Annotated in this window: 16 protein-coding genes; 11 read left to right on the forward strand and 5 right to left on the reverse strand. The window is 69.0% G+C overall.

Annotation, left to right across the window (positions count from 1 at the left end):
* Positions 1-12 precede the first annotated feature (12 nt).
* Entirely contained in the window at positions 13-408 is a 396-nt protein-coding gene (locus BMY97_RS49725; protein ID WP_425425402.1) for a DUF2231 domain-containing protein, read from the reverse strand.
* Positions 409-620: 212 nt separating this feature from the next.
* Between BMY97_RS49725 and BMY97_RS40490 the strand changes: the two genes are divergently transcribed.
* The gene (locus BMY97_RS40490; RefSeq protein WP_091628286.1) at positions 621-1,166 is read left to right on the forward strand and encodes a VanZ family protein; all 546 of its coding nucleotides are present in this window, start codon (positions 621-623) and stop codon (positions 1,164-1,166) included.
* On the opposite strand, the gene BMY97_RS46515 is transcribed toward BMY97_RS40490, so the two are convergent.
* Entirely contained in the window at positions 1,126-1,443 is a 318-nt protein-coding gene (locus BMY97_RS46515) for a hypothetical protein (RefSeq protein ID WP_143086411.1), read from the reverse strand. The genes BMY97_RS40490 and BMY97_RS46515 overlap by 41 nt on opposite strands.
* A 101-nt stretch (positions 1,444-1,544) precedes the next feature.
* A complete protein-coding gene (locus tag BMY97_RS40495) occupies positions 1,545-2,102 on the reverse strand; it encodes a helix-turn-helix domain-containing protein (protein ID WP_245787759.1) in 558 nt (185 codons plus the stop codon).
* On the opposite strand from BMY97_RS40495, the gene BMY97_RS40500 reads away from it, so the two are divergent.
* Both BMY97_RS40500 and BMY97_RS40505 read left to right on the forward strand, forming a co-directional pair.
* Positions 2,101-2,871, forward strand: a complete 771-nt coding sequence (locus BMY97_RS40500) for a methyltransferase domain-containing protein (RefSeq protein ID WP_091628338.1) — start codon at positions 2,101-2,103, stop codon at positions 2,869-2,871. The two genes, BMY97_RS40495 and BMY97_RS40500, sit on opposite strands and share 2 nt — an antisense overlap.
* Before the next feature lie 48 nt (positions 2,872-2,919).
* Positions 2,920-3,996: a hypothetical protein gene (locus tag BMY97_RS40505; RefSeq protein WP_091628288.1), complete on the forward strand. Its 1,077-nt coding sequence runs from the start codon at positions 2,920-2,922 to the stop codon at positions 3,994-3,996.
* Here the strand turns inward: BMY97_RS40505 and BMY97_RS46520 are convergent.
* The gene (locus tag BMY97_RS46520; RefSeq protein ID WP_143086412.1) at positions 3,993-4,433 is read right to left on the reverse strand and encodes a hypothetical protein; all 441 of its coding nucleotides are present in this window, start codon (positions 4,431-4,433) and stop codon (positions 3,993-3,995) included. The two genes, BMY97_RS40505 and BMY97_RS46520, sit on opposite strands and share 4 nt — an antisense overlap.
* Before the next feature lie 81 nt (positions 4,434-4,514).
* The gene (locus BMY97_RS40510) at positions 4,515-5,186 is read right to left on the reverse strand and encodes a zinc metalloprotease (protein WP_091628290.1); all 672 of its coding nucleotides are present in this window, start codon (positions 5,184-5,186) and stop codon (positions 4,515-4,517) included.
* 363 nt (positions 5,187-5,549) lie between these two features.
* On the opposite strand from BMY97_RS40510, the gene BMY97_RS49785 reads away from it, so the two are divergent.
* From BMY97_RS49785 to BMY97_RS40545, 8 genes are all read left to right on the forward strand, one after another.
* Positions 5,550-5,897, forward strand: a complete 348-nt coding sequence (locus BMY97_RS49785) for a hypothetical protein (RefSeq protein WP_483860489.1) — start codon at positions 5,550-5,552, stop codon at positions 5,895-5,897.
* 61 nt (positions 5,898-5,958) lie between these two features.
* Positions 5,959-7,077, forward strand: coding sequence for a PLP-dependent cysteine synthase family protein (locus tag BMY97_RS40515; protein ID WP_091628291.1), 1,119 nt, complete (start codon positions 5,959-5,961; stop codon positions 7,075-7,077).
* Positions 7,074-8,321: an MFS transporter gene (locus tag BMY97_RS40520; RefSeq protein ID WP_245787760.1), complete on the forward strand. Its 1,248-nt coding sequence runs from the start codon at positions 7,074-7,076 to the stop codon at positions 8,319-8,321. Before BMY97_RS40515 ends, BMY97_RS40520 begins: the two co-directional genes overlap by 4 nt.
* A 96-nt stretch (positions 8,322-8,417) precedes the next feature.
* The gene (locus tag BMY97_RS40525) at positions 8,418-8,813 is read left to right on the forward strand and encodes a DUF6153 family protein (RefSeq protein WP_091628293.1); all 396 of its coding nucleotides are present in this window, start codon (positions 8,418-8,420) and stop codon (positions 8,811-8,813) included.
* A gap of 65 nt (positions 8,814-8,878) precedes the next feature.
* Positions 8,879-9,526: a DUF305 domain-containing protein gene (locus tag BMY97_RS40530; protein WP_091628295.1), complete on the forward strand. Its 648-nt coding sequence runs from the start codon at positions 8,879-8,881 to the stop codon at positions 9,524-9,526.
* A gap of 253 nt (positions 9,527-9,779) precedes the next feature.
* Complete coding sequence (locus BMY97_RS40535) at positions 9,780-10,838, forward strand: C40 family peptidase (RefSeq protein ID WP_091628297.1); 1,059 nt, start codon at positions 9,780-9,782, stop codon at positions 10,836-10,838.
* 36 nt (positions 10,839-10,874) lie between these two features.
* Positions 10,875-11,237 carry a BlaI/MecI/CopY family transcriptional regulator gene (locus BMY97_RS40540; RefSeq protein WP_091628299.1) on the forward strand — a complete coding sequence of 121 codons (363 nt, stop codon included), beginning with the start codon at positions 10,875-10,877 and terminating at the stop codon, positions 11,235-11,237.
* Positions 11,234-12,178 carry a M56 family metallopeptidase gene (locus tag BMY97_RS40545; RefSeq protein ID WP_091628301.1) on the forward strand — a complete coding sequence of 315 codons (945 nt, stop codon included), beginning with the start codon at positions 11,234-11,236 and terminating at the stop codon, positions 12,176-12,178. The genes BMY97_RS40540 and BMY97_RS40545 overlap by 4 nt, the downstream gene beginning before the upstream one ends.
* Positions 12,179-12,214: the final 36 nt, after the last annotated feature.

Consider the following 12,214-nt stretch of genomic DNA (forward strand, 5'->3'; position numbering starts at 1 on the left):
GATCAGCTCGATTCAGGGTCCAGCACGGCGGTGTTGGCGAGCGTGAAAGCCGGCATCCCGGCCGACACGAGCCGATCGGGCGCGGCGCCAAGCACGAATTCCAGCAGGTACAGCAGGACAACCGTTATCGCGAGACTCAGATGAACGAGGGTCCCGGTACTTCGCGATCCTTGGAGAAGTCGGCAGACCGTCCACTAACCCAGCGAACGCGGCCACCGCGACGCCGAGCCCGAGCAACCACGTCGAGGCAGTGGCGAACTCCCGAGGGTCGCGTGCATGGCCCGCCACAGCGAACACCGCGCTTGCCAGCCTGCATCCGATCGGGACCGACACCAAAACCGGGTGCAGGCGCACCCGCGACCGGACCCGGACCCGGACCGGGTCGGGTGTCTCGGCAGGCTCCGTCATCGCTGCGCCCGGGCGCACTCGCGGCTCCGTACCGGAGCGGGCCGCCGGCTCCGGTACGGCGGGTTCGGACTCCCTAGCGACGCATCCGCACCCGCCACTCCAGGATGAGGTCCGCCAACGGACCTCATCCGTCAATACTATTGACCATAGTACAACGGTAGCGACCGTGCCACGCCTTCGGCGACGGCGCCGAACCGGAACGAGGAGCACACATGCCGGTGTTCGACACCAACGTGCCCGTATCCGGGTGGACACTGATCGCCCTCGCCGCCGGCACGGCGATCAGCGCCGTCCTCGCCCGGTCGCTGGCCCGGCGCACCGGATGGCCGCCGCGCGGCGTCCTCATCACCCTCCTGCTGCTGTCCGCGACGCTCGCGCTGACCCTGAAGCCCGGCAACGAGCGCCATGCGAACGGTCTGCACGCGTGCATTCCCGAAGACCCGCCGGGCCTGGTGGACAACCTGCTGTTCACCGGCGGCGGAGTGGCCGGCAACGTCCTCAACTTCGCGCTCCTGCTGCCACTGACCGCTGCCGCCGCGCTCACCTGCAGGCGGACCGGACCGGCGATCGCGCTGGCTCTCGCGACGCCGACGCTGATCGAGTTGACGCAGTCGCAGATCCCTGGCAGATACTGCAGCCTGTCGGACTGGCTCACCAACGCCGCGGGCGGACTCGCAGGCACCCTCGCCGGATACCTGATCCTCCGGCGCTCGAACGTCAAGCACCAAACCGGCGCCCGGCGAACACCGCGCCGATGAGGAACAGCACACCGGCCATCGGCCAGCCGATCAGCAAGTCCTGCAACCCCGTCGTCGGAAGCAGCGAAAACTTGCCGAGATGCGCTCCGATATGGACGACCGCCATGACGACCGCGACACCTATGAGCACGAATCCGAACGCGCGGACAACGAGCCACTTCCGGTAGCCGGCAACATAACCCGGCTTCTGTGGTCGGAGCGTGGCACGGCGCGCGCCGGCCTCGGCCGCACGTTCCCGTGTGCGGCGATCCCGCCCCCTTGCCGACACCTTGGGCATTCCGACCAGCTCCTCTGCAGTCCGCCACGTCTACTACATGCGATCGTAGTACGACGATGGATGCTGGTTGCCACTATCTACTATTTCACCTAGTATTTCGGCTAGGTCGCGCGGCACACGGAAGAATCCTCCGCGCGGCCGCGTCGGCCCCCTCCCCTCGGACGGCGCGCCATCACGGATGCGGGCCTCCTTCCCCCGAGGCCCGCATCCGTTTCCGCCACCGTGCCGGTTTCCGCCATCGCGAGTCGATCGGTCATCACAGCACGGAAGTCCTCGCACTGCGTGAAGTCCTCGTGATCACACTCCAGCGCGCACTCGATCAACCTCAATGACGCCTGCATCTCGGCTATCCGGCGCGCGAGCGTTGCCTGCTGGCGTCGGAGGACATCCCGGCGCGCCCCCACGTCCTTCGTCGCGATCATCCGCCCGATCTCCTCGAGGCCGAGTCCGGCCTCCTTCGCCCGCAGGATCACCGCGATCCGGTACACATCGTCCGGCCCGTATCGCCGCTGCCGCCCCTCGGCCCGCGACGGGGCCAGCAGCCCGACGGATTCCCAGTGGCGGAGGACGTTCGCCGGCAGGCCGAAGCGACCCGCGACCTCGCCGATGGCCTGAGCAGTTGACTTCATCCTGACATTAAGTCGCACCATGGCGCTCATGTCCACGAACGCCCTGGAAACCGAAACCCTTGTCGCGCTGCTTGAAAAGGCGGACTCGCTGCCTGGCGCCCCGGAGCTGCGAGCACGAAGCTACGACCTGCTGGACGTCCAGCCAGGGTCCACAGTCGCCGACGTCGGCTGCGGCGGCGGCCGTGCCGTCGCCGAAATGACCGCCCGCGGGGGCGCCGCGATCGGTGTCGACGTGAACGAGCACATGATCACAGCAGCGCGACGAAACCATCCCAAGCTCGAGTTCCGCCAAGGCACCGCGTGCCACCTGCCGATCAGCGACGCCAGCGTGCATGGATATCGAGCAGACAAGGTATTCCACGAGATCGCCGACCCGGTGCAGGCACTCGGCGATGCTCGGCGCGTGCTGATCCCCCGCGGCCGAATCGTCCTCATCGGGCAGGACTGGGACGCGGTCGTGATCGATTCCGACGATCCGGTACTCACGCGCACCCTGGTCCAGGCGCGCGCAGACACGGTTCCGAGCCCGCGCGCCGCCCGGGCATACCGGTCCCTGCTGCTCGACGCGGGATTCCTCGACGTCGCCGTCGAGGCACACACAGCAGTCTTCACGGATGCGGCGATGTTCCCCATGCTCACCGGGATCGCGCACGCCGCCCGGACGACCGGTGCGGTGGCCGAGCACGCAGCCGAGGATTGGCTCTCCGAGCAGGAGCAGCGGGCGACGACCGGGCGACTGTTCATCGCACTCCCGCTGTTCGTCGCAGCGGCGCGCACACCCCTTGCCAGATACCCATAGGGGGTATATCTTCGTCTCCAGCCCAGCCGCGGGCATTCGAGGAGTCTCATGATCACGCATCGACACGCCCCCGCCCTCGACGGACAGACCTCCGCCACGGGCCGCGCCCTCAGCACACGCCGGGAGGATCTCGGCGCCGCGCTGCTAGGACTGTGGCTCGTCATCGCGGTGTTCCTTGACGGCCGGGCGCACTGGCTCGGGCTCCCCGACTCCTTCTTCACCCCGTGGCACGGGCTGCTCTACGGCGGTCTGCTGGCGCTCGGCGCGTGGCTTCTCGCAATGGGCTGGCGGCGCCGCGGTACGGTGTCGGGCCGGCGTACGGTCTTCAACCCTCCGCCAGGGTTCGGCTGGCCCCTGACAGGAGCGGGAATCTTCGCCGCGGGCGGGGTGGCCGACCTCGCCTGGCATCAGGTCTTCGGGATCGAAGCCGGGATCGACGCACTGCTCAGCCCATCCCACCTGATGCTGTTCGTCGGAGCCGGTTTCCTGCTGTCCGGTCCAGTCCTGGCTGCCCGCGAGAAAGGGACCGGCGCCTCGACGCTGCCCGTTACGTTGGCAGTGCTCGCTTTGTCGGCCGTCGCCGCGTTCGCGTTGAGTTTCCTCTCCGGGTTCTTCACCGACGCCGCCACCTACGCGGTCGGGCACTTCCCGGAAGGCACGCCGGCCCACATCGCGGCCGAGACCAGGGCGGAGGCCGGGCTCGGCAGCTACGTCGTGACTTCTGTGGTCCTCGTCGTCCCGCTGGCTTACCTGGTCCGGAACTGGCGGATCCCGTTCGGAGTCGTCGCGGGTTACGTCACCGCGCATGCCGCGCTCGCATCCACGCTGGTCAATTTCGGTTTCACTGGCGCACGGATCGTCCTAGCGGCCGCCGTCGCCGGCGTCCTCGCGGACATCGTCCTCTCCGGCGCGCGCCGAGCCGGAATCTCCGCACGCGCCCAGTCGCTGGTCACCGCAGCACTGGTGCCGGTGCTGTTGTGGTCGTCGGTCCTGTCCACCGTCCAGCTGACCTATGGCGTGCAGTGGTCGGCCGAACTAGTCGGAGGAGTGGTAGTGGTCTCGGCGCTATTGGCCCTCCTCGTCGTTCTGTTGAGCCAGAACGGGAGGAACCAGGCGGCGCGTTAACCGCTCTTCATCGCGCAGCCCCCATCGGACGGAGCATCGACGGAAACCCGGGCCACGGCTCCTGCCGCGATCGTCACCTGGGTTCCGCAAATGCCCACCGCGCGACCGAGGTCCGCCTCGGTCGCGCCCTGGCAGGATCCGCTCACACACGAACGGAGCCAGGTGACCACGCGGTAGCGCGCCGCGGCGAGCGGTGCAGAGAGTTCCGCGGGAGACGTCCGGAGCTGCCGCTCGAGAACCGATCGCCCGGCGTCGTCTTCCACCCGGAGGTAGCGGACTGTGCGAGCACCTCGATCCGCAGGTTCCCGGACGACGACGTCGAGGGTTCCGGACGGGCCCCTCACCACCGACGGACGGTGCGACGGAACGGAATCGCCCGGCGCAGCGCCCGTGGCACACCCTGCCATCAGCACCGCGCCGCCCAGGAAGACAGCCATCGCCGACCACCTCATGAAAACCTCCTCGGGAGCTGGACGCAGGCCGGACCGGTAGATCCCGGCCCGGCCGGCGCGACGTCGTCAGTCCTTCCAGAGAACCGAGGTGACGACACCCCCTGCTACGATCTTCGATGCCCGACTGTCTGATCCGGCGGCCACCGCCGAGCTGTCCCCGTGGTTGTAGATGGACAGGAGTTCGCTGTAGTCGTGCGAATTGGGCGAGACATAAGCCGGATCGCTCTGCCCCGCGTAGTCCATGCATGAGCCCGCATTGGTGAACTGGTGGTCCAGTCCGAAGTCGTGCCCGACTTCCTGGCACGTCACGTGCTGCTTCGCGTAGCTGCCCATCGAATAGGAATCGTTGACCTTGGTCGTGCCCCAGGCGATGTGCGTTCCGCTGGACAGGTCGATCTCGGCGACACCCAGCCAGCCCGTGTCACCGTAGGTGTAGTTGCACACGCGCACCTTCCCGGACGCTGCCGGGCAGCTTTGCCGAGTGGTCGCGCTGCTGTCGCTTGTGGACAATGCGTTCTCGAACACCGGCGATCGGTTCCAGTCGGTGTTCGCCTTGCTCAGGTTGGCATCCCACGATGAGGTGACGCTGTCGAGAATCGTCAATCGCAGGGTTGAGTACGTGGACGTGCGCGCCCAGTGGTATCCGTTCCAGCTGTTACTCGCCGATGCTTCCGACGTCGAGGCCGCGAGTGCGGCGACCGCGAACGACGTGAGGAGAAGCAGCCGCCATTTGCGCATGGCAAACTCCTTGTTTCCGGTGGGGACCCGTCCGGGATCGCGGGCGGTACGAGGACGTTAACCCGGTGAGATCCGTTGCCCCAGCGACGAAAGTCGCGATCTTCCGAATTACTACTTCTCTACTTCGTAGGTTAGTAGAGGTGGGTCCCGGTAGCCGGAACACGTTGCGCCAACCAGTCCCGTCCGATCGTCGCGCGGGAGCGACAACTACGTTCAGTAGTAAACTAATCAATCGAGTGAATCACCTTTGTGGCAAGGCGATCCGGCCCCTGAGCCTGGCGAGAGCAAGATCATCACTGATACGGTCCGCGGACTGTGAGGGGTTCCAGCACGAGGCGTAGCACCGGCCGGCACGTCCTGATCGTGTGCGCGGCATTGCTCGGATTCCTGACTCTGCACCTCGGTCCTTGCTGCACGACCGAGCACGCGGAGCACGACAACCGTGCGGTCGCGACAGCTTCGGCGACCTCGCCCGACCACGGCTGCGCACCCGGGCACGACCACCGTTCGCACGGTGTCGCCGACACGGTCTGCCGGACACCGCGCAGCACTCCCAAGGTCGGCTGGCTGGCGGCACTCGCCGCGGCGGCCATGATCTGGGCAAGGCAGGAAATCCGCCTGGCACCGCGAAACGGCACTCGGCGACCGCGCCCGCCAAGAGTCCGGCCCGGGCCAGCCCTCTTGATCGAGCTCTGCATCTCGCGCACGTGATGGGCCGGGATCGCCCCGCCGCCGGCCGCTGCTTCCCATGCACTTACCGAAAGAGAACTCGATGAGGACCACCCTGCCCGCCACGCTCGCCATGGCCAGCTCTCCCCCGCAGCTGCTCACTGCCGCGGCGCGCTGCCACAACCCGGCCCGCGCGGTCGGCAACACCCCAGTGCTGTGGGTCGATCAGCCCTCAGCCACCGATGGCCGCGGATTCTGGGCGAAGCTCGAAGGATTCAACCCCGGCGGCATGAAAGACCGGCCCGCACTGCACATGGTCGAGCAGGCCCGCGTCCGGGGCGAGCTGGCCCCGGGCGCGCCCATCGTCGAATCGACCAGCGGCACGCTCGGACTGGGACTCGCGCTGGCCGGCATCGTCCACGGCCATCCGGTGACCGTGGTGACCGATCCCGGGCTGGAGCCGATCGTGCACCGGATGCTGAGGGCCTACGGAGCGCGCGTCGACCTCGTCACCGAGCCGCACCCGACCGGCGGCTGGCAGGAGGCACGCCGCGAACGGGTCCGGCAGCTTCTCGCCGAGCTGCCCGGCGCTTACTGCCCGGACCAATACCACAACCCGGACAACGTCGCGGCCTACGCCCCGCTCGCCCTCGAGCTCGTCGCCCAGCTGGGCCGGGTCGACGTGCTCGTCTGCTCGGTCGGCACCGGCGGCCACTCGGCCGGCGTCTCGCGGGCTCTGCGCGACTACTTCCCGCACCTCAAGGTCGTCGGCGTGGACACGGTCGGCTCCACCATCTTCGGCCAGCCGGCGGCACCGCGGCTCATGCGCGGGCTCGGCTCCAGCATCTACCCGCGCAACGTCGACTACGCCGGTTTCGACGAGGTCCACTGGGTCTCCCCCGCCGAGGCAGTCTGGGCGTGCCGCCGGCTCGCCGCATCCCACCACGCCACCGGCGGTTGGAGCGTTGGCGCGGTCGCGGTCGTCGCCGGGTGGCTGGCCCGCACCGAACCAGCCGATGCTCGGATCGCCGCGGTGTTCCCGGACGGACCGTATCGGTACTTCGACACTGTCTACAACGACGACTACTGCAGGCAGCACGAGCTCCTCGACACGCCACCTGCCGCGGAGCCGGACCGCATCGCCACTCCCGCCGAGCAGGTCGTGCGGCGCTGGACCCGGTGCACACAGGTCGTCGACCCGACCCCGGCGGTGGTCCGGTGACCTCGCTCATCACCCGGTACCGGTCCTTCGACCGGCCCGCCCGGCTGTTGATGCTCAACCAGCTCACCATCAACCTCGGCTTCTACATGCTGATGCCGTACCTGGCCTCCCATCTGTCGGCGGACCTCGCGCTGGCCGGCTGGGCGGTCGGGCTCGTGATGGGCGTGCGGAACTTCTCGCAGCAGGGCATGTTCCTCATCGGCGGCACGCTGGCCGACCGGCTGGGCTACAAACCCCTCATCATCGCGGGCTGTGCGCTGCGCACGGGCGGATTCGCCCTGCTGGGCCTGGTCGATTCGGTACCGGCGCTGATCATCGCCTCGGCCGCCACCGGGTTCGCCGGCGCACTGTTCAACCCGGCCGTACGCGCCTACCTGGCCGCGGACGCGGGCGAACGGCGGGTCGAGGCGTTCGCCCTGTTCAACGTCTTCTACCAGACCGGCATCCTGCTGGGCCCAGTCGTCGGGCTCGTCCTGACCAGCGTCGCGTTCAAGCTCACCTGCCTGACCGCCGCCGCGGTCTTCGCGGTGCTCACCGTGCTGCAGATCCGCGCGCTGCCGGCGCACTCGGCGGAGCACCCCGCGGGACCGCGCTCGATCCGGCAGGACTGGGCAGGGGTATTCCGGAACCGTTCGTTCGTGCTGTTCTCGCTCGCCATGATCGGCTCGTACGTGCTGTCGTTCCAGGTGTATCTCGCGCTTCCCTTGGAGGCGCGCCGGGTCGCCGGGCCCGGCTTCTCCGGCACGGCGCTGGTCGCGATCATGTTCGGACTGTCCGGGGCCCTCGCGATCGCCGGGCAGCTGCGGATCACCGCCTGGTGCCGGGGGCGATGGAATCAGGGCCGCTGCCTGGCCACTGGTCTGCTGCTCATGGCCGCGGCGTTCCTGCCGCCCGCGCTGACCACAGGCATCAACGGGGGCCCCGCCGCCCTGACGTGGCTCCCGCTGATCCTGTCCGCCGCGCTGCTGGCCCTGGGCACCCTGGTGGTGTTCCCGTTCGAAATGGACACCATCGTCGCGCTCTCCGGCAACCGGCTCGTCGCCACCCACTACGGCCTGTACAACACGGTGGTGGGAGTCGGGATCCTGCTCGGCAACCTCTTCACCGGGACAGTGCTGGACCTGGCAAGGGGAGCAGGAGTGCCCGCTGCGCCTTGGGTGATACTGGCCCTTCTGGGCGCGGCCTGCGCCTGGTGCGTCCGCGCTCTCGGCGCGGCCGACCGGTTGGCGCCGGTAGTGGGCTGACGCCCGGGCCGTCGACTACCCGGTTTCGTACTCCGTGACGTAGCACGCGGATGGGCTCGGCACCGCCGACGGACCGGCGTTGAGTACGGTTGGTGCATGGCGGCGACCACGTCCGGCAACATCCAGCGGATCCTTCTGCTGGGTGCGCTGGCGCTGTGCCTCGTCGCCATGCACCACGTCAGCCTGCCCGGCGGCACCTCGCAGGCCATGGCGCCTGCCGCTGCGCACGTCACGATGGCTGATCAGGGCACCGCGCCCACCGCCGGCTCGGGCGACGAACACCCCGGTATGCCGGACGGTGCTCACACGATGCTGCACCTCTGCCTCGCTGTGCTGTTCGCGGTCGGCGCCCTGTTCCTTGCGCTGCTGGCCCGCCGCCGATACTCGGCCGCGAGGTCCGCGGTCCCCGCCGCACCACGCGGCTCGCCCTCGCGTCCTCCGGACAGACGCGGCCGCCTGATCCTCACTTCTCTCTGCGTGCTGCGGACCTGATCGGCTGGGCCTGCCTGGTCCCCACCGGTCATTTCAGCAACTACTTTTCGAGAGAAGGATTTGTCGTGCGCAAAACTCTGGCGATCAGCGGTATCGCGGTGGCCTCGGCACTCGCGCTCAGCGCGTGCAACAGCAGCGATTCGTCGTCCGGGATGCAGATGGGCTCGTCGTCCGTCCCGGCGCCCGCATCGAGCCAGCAGGCCGCTGGACACAACAACGACGACGTCGCTTTCGCCCAGCAGATGATCCCGCACCACAAGCAGGCGCTGGACATGGCCAAGATGGTGTCCTCGCGCAGCACCAACCCGAAGGTCGTCGACCTCGCGAACCGGATCGAGAAGGCCCAGGACCCGGAAATCCAGCAGATGCAGGGCTGGCTGAGCACGTGGGGCGTCAGCTCCGCTTCGGCCATGCCGAGCATGAGCGACCACAACATGCCGGGCATGGGCTCCCCGTCGATGCCGATGCCGGGCGGGTCGATGCCGGGCATGATGTCCGACGCGGACATGGCCAAGCTCGACCAGATGAAGGGTGCCGAGTTCGACCAGATGTGGCTCGACATGATGATCAAGCACCACCAGGGCGCGGTCGACATGGCCAAGACGGAGCTGGCCAAGGGCAGCGACGCCGACGCCAAGGCGCTAGCACAGAAGATCATCGACGCCCAGCAGGCGGAAATCACCGAGATGCAGGGCCTGCTGCCGAAGGGCTGACCTCGCCGGTCGGGGCCACGGTCAACCGTGGCCCCGACACTTCACCCCGCGCTATTCGAGTCTCCATTGGCGACTGTGCGTTCTCTCACGCCGTCTCCGCCACATGCCTGCGTGCTTCACCGGGTGCCGACAACGTCATCGGTAGTACTAGATGACATAGTGGACAAGATCCGCGCGTTACCTTACTGTGACCGCGGGCCCGCGGGGCGGTCCACTCCGAACACCGGTCCTCATGACAGGAGAGTCAGTACCCGTGACACCGCAACGGCGTCGTGCCTTCCGACGTCCGATAGCCGCCACCGCCGCGCTCGTCGTCCTGGGCTTCGCCACCCTGCCGGCGGCCGCGCAGGCCGCGCCGCCCCCGAGCGGCGGCCAGGACCCGATGCAGCGATACCAGGAACTCGGCACGCAGGCAGCCAAGGCCGACGAAGACCTGCTGGGCGCTCAAGAGCAGCTCGCTGCCCGGCAGAGCGACCGCGCCAAGTCCGACGCGCGGGTGGCGGAAGCCAACTCCGAGGTTGCCGGGGCGCAAGCGGAGATCGATCGACTCCGTCCACAAGCGAACCAGGTCGCGAATGCGGCGCTCGAAGGCGGCCAGCTCAGCAATGTGGCGGTGCTGCTCGACAGCCGCAGCCGTCAGGAGTTCCTCGACCGCACGTCCATTCTTTCCCTGCTCGCGGAGCAGAAGAACGAAACGCTGACCCGTTTGCAGGGCGCGGTCGCCACCGCGGGCCAGGCCCGCGCCGCGGCCGTGAACGCGCAGAAGTCGGCACAACTGGCAGCAGACGACGCTGCCACCGCGCTGGAAGAGGTCCAGGGACGCAAGGCGGACCTCGACAACCAGATCGGCGAGGTCCGCAAAGCGCTGGCGCAGCTGCCGTCCTCAGATCGCAGCAAACTCGGTAAGGTGCAGGACAACGGTTCCTATCTCGGCCCGCCCGGCGCGGCGAACGACGCCCTGCAGGTCGCGCTGTCCAAACGAGGCTCCGAATACCAATGGGGTGCCACCGGCCCGAGCGAGTTCGACTGCTCAGGGCTGACGTCGTGGGCCTACAAGCAGGCCGGAGTCTCGCTGCCCCGCGCGAGCCGGCAGCAGTTCACCGCGGGCAAGGCCGTGCCGTTGGACCAGCTCGTCCCCGGCGACCTGCTGTTCTACGACGACGGCTCCGGCGACGCCGGCGCGATCCACCACGTCGGCATGTACGTGGGCGGCGGGAAGATGGTCGACGCGCCGACTGAGGGTCAGCTGGTCGACGTGCGGCCCATCCGCGGCGACGGACACCTGATGGGGGCACGGCGCATCGTCGGGTGACCTGGCGGAGGAAGTATCCTGCTCCTCGGAGGTGCCATGCTGAAACTGGGTGAGCTCGAGGCGTCGGTGATGGACGTGCTCTGGAACGTGGCGGAACCCATGCGGGTCCGGGAAGTGCTCGACGAGCTCAACCAGGACCGCAACCTTGCCTACACCACGGTGATGACGGTGCTGGACAACCTGCACCGCAAGGGCTGGGTCGAGCGCGAGATGCAGAACCGCGCGTATCACTACCGGGCGACCTCCTCGCGCGAGGAGGCGACCGCACAGACGGTGCGCGAGCTTCTGGACTCCACCGAGGACCGCGAATCGGTACTGCTGCACTTCGTCCAGTCGGCGTCCGAGGAGGAGTCGGACATCCTCCGCCGGGCGCTGCGCCGGAAGTCGCGGAAACGGTGATCGTCGCGGCGGCGCTCCTGCTCGGGGCCCTGATCGTGGGGTGGTGGTCGCCACGCCCGCTGAGCAGGCTGGCCGCTGGCCGGATCTCTCCGGCGACGGCGACCGCCTGGTGGCTGCTGACCGCCGTCGGGGTACTGGCGGGCGCCGTCGCGGGAGTGCTGCTGCTCGTGCTGCCCGGGCACGGCCCGGCCGACGCTGTGCTGCGGGTGCTGCACGACTGCTGGGCCGCGCTCAGCCACAGCGGGTTGCCGCTGCTCGACCCGGTCGTCGGCGCGAGCGCCGGAGCGCTCGCCCTCGCCGGGGCCGTCCGGCTGGCCGTGGCGTCGGCCGGGCGACGCCGGCATCGCAACCTTCAGTACCGCCGGCACCTGGCCGCGCTGCGGCTGTGCGGCGTGGCGGATGCCCAGACGGTGCCGACGCTGTGGCTGCCGCACGACGAGCCGGTGGCCTACAGCCTCGGCGGGCGGCGCGCGATGATCGTGGCCAGCGAGGGACTCGCCGCACGGCTGTCAGGTCAAGAGCTGGACGCCGTCCTGGCGCACGAGCGCGCCCACCTACGCGACCATCACCACCTGCTCACCGCCTGCGCGGACGTGCTCGGCCGCACGGCGCGCTTCGTCCCGCTGATGCGGGAGCTGCCCGCGGCCATCCGCTTGCTCGTCGAGCTGTCGGCCGACCACGTGGCGGCTGCCCAGTGCGGCACCGGACCGTTGCGCTCGGCGCTGCTCTCGATCCGCACCGAAGGCGGCCCCCGGCGAGCACTGGCCATGGCCGGCGGCGACACCGCCATCCGTCTCGATCGGCTCCAGGCCCGGCCACCACGCGCCCACCCGATGGCTGGCCGCGTCACCGCCGTGGCCGGCGGGCTCACCGCGTTCCTGGCCCCGTCGCTGGTCGCGGGAGCGCTGGTCGCGTTTACCGGTCTGGTGTCCTGCTCGTGACGGCGGCGCCCACCGCGCTGGTGGACGCCGCCGTCG

It is taken from the genome of Amycolatopsis saalfeldensis, from assembly GCF_900110575.1.
Taxonomy (GTDB): Bacteria; Actinomycetota; Actinomycetes; order Mycobacteriales; family Pseudonocardiaceae; genus Amycolatopsis; species Amycolatopsis saalfeldensis.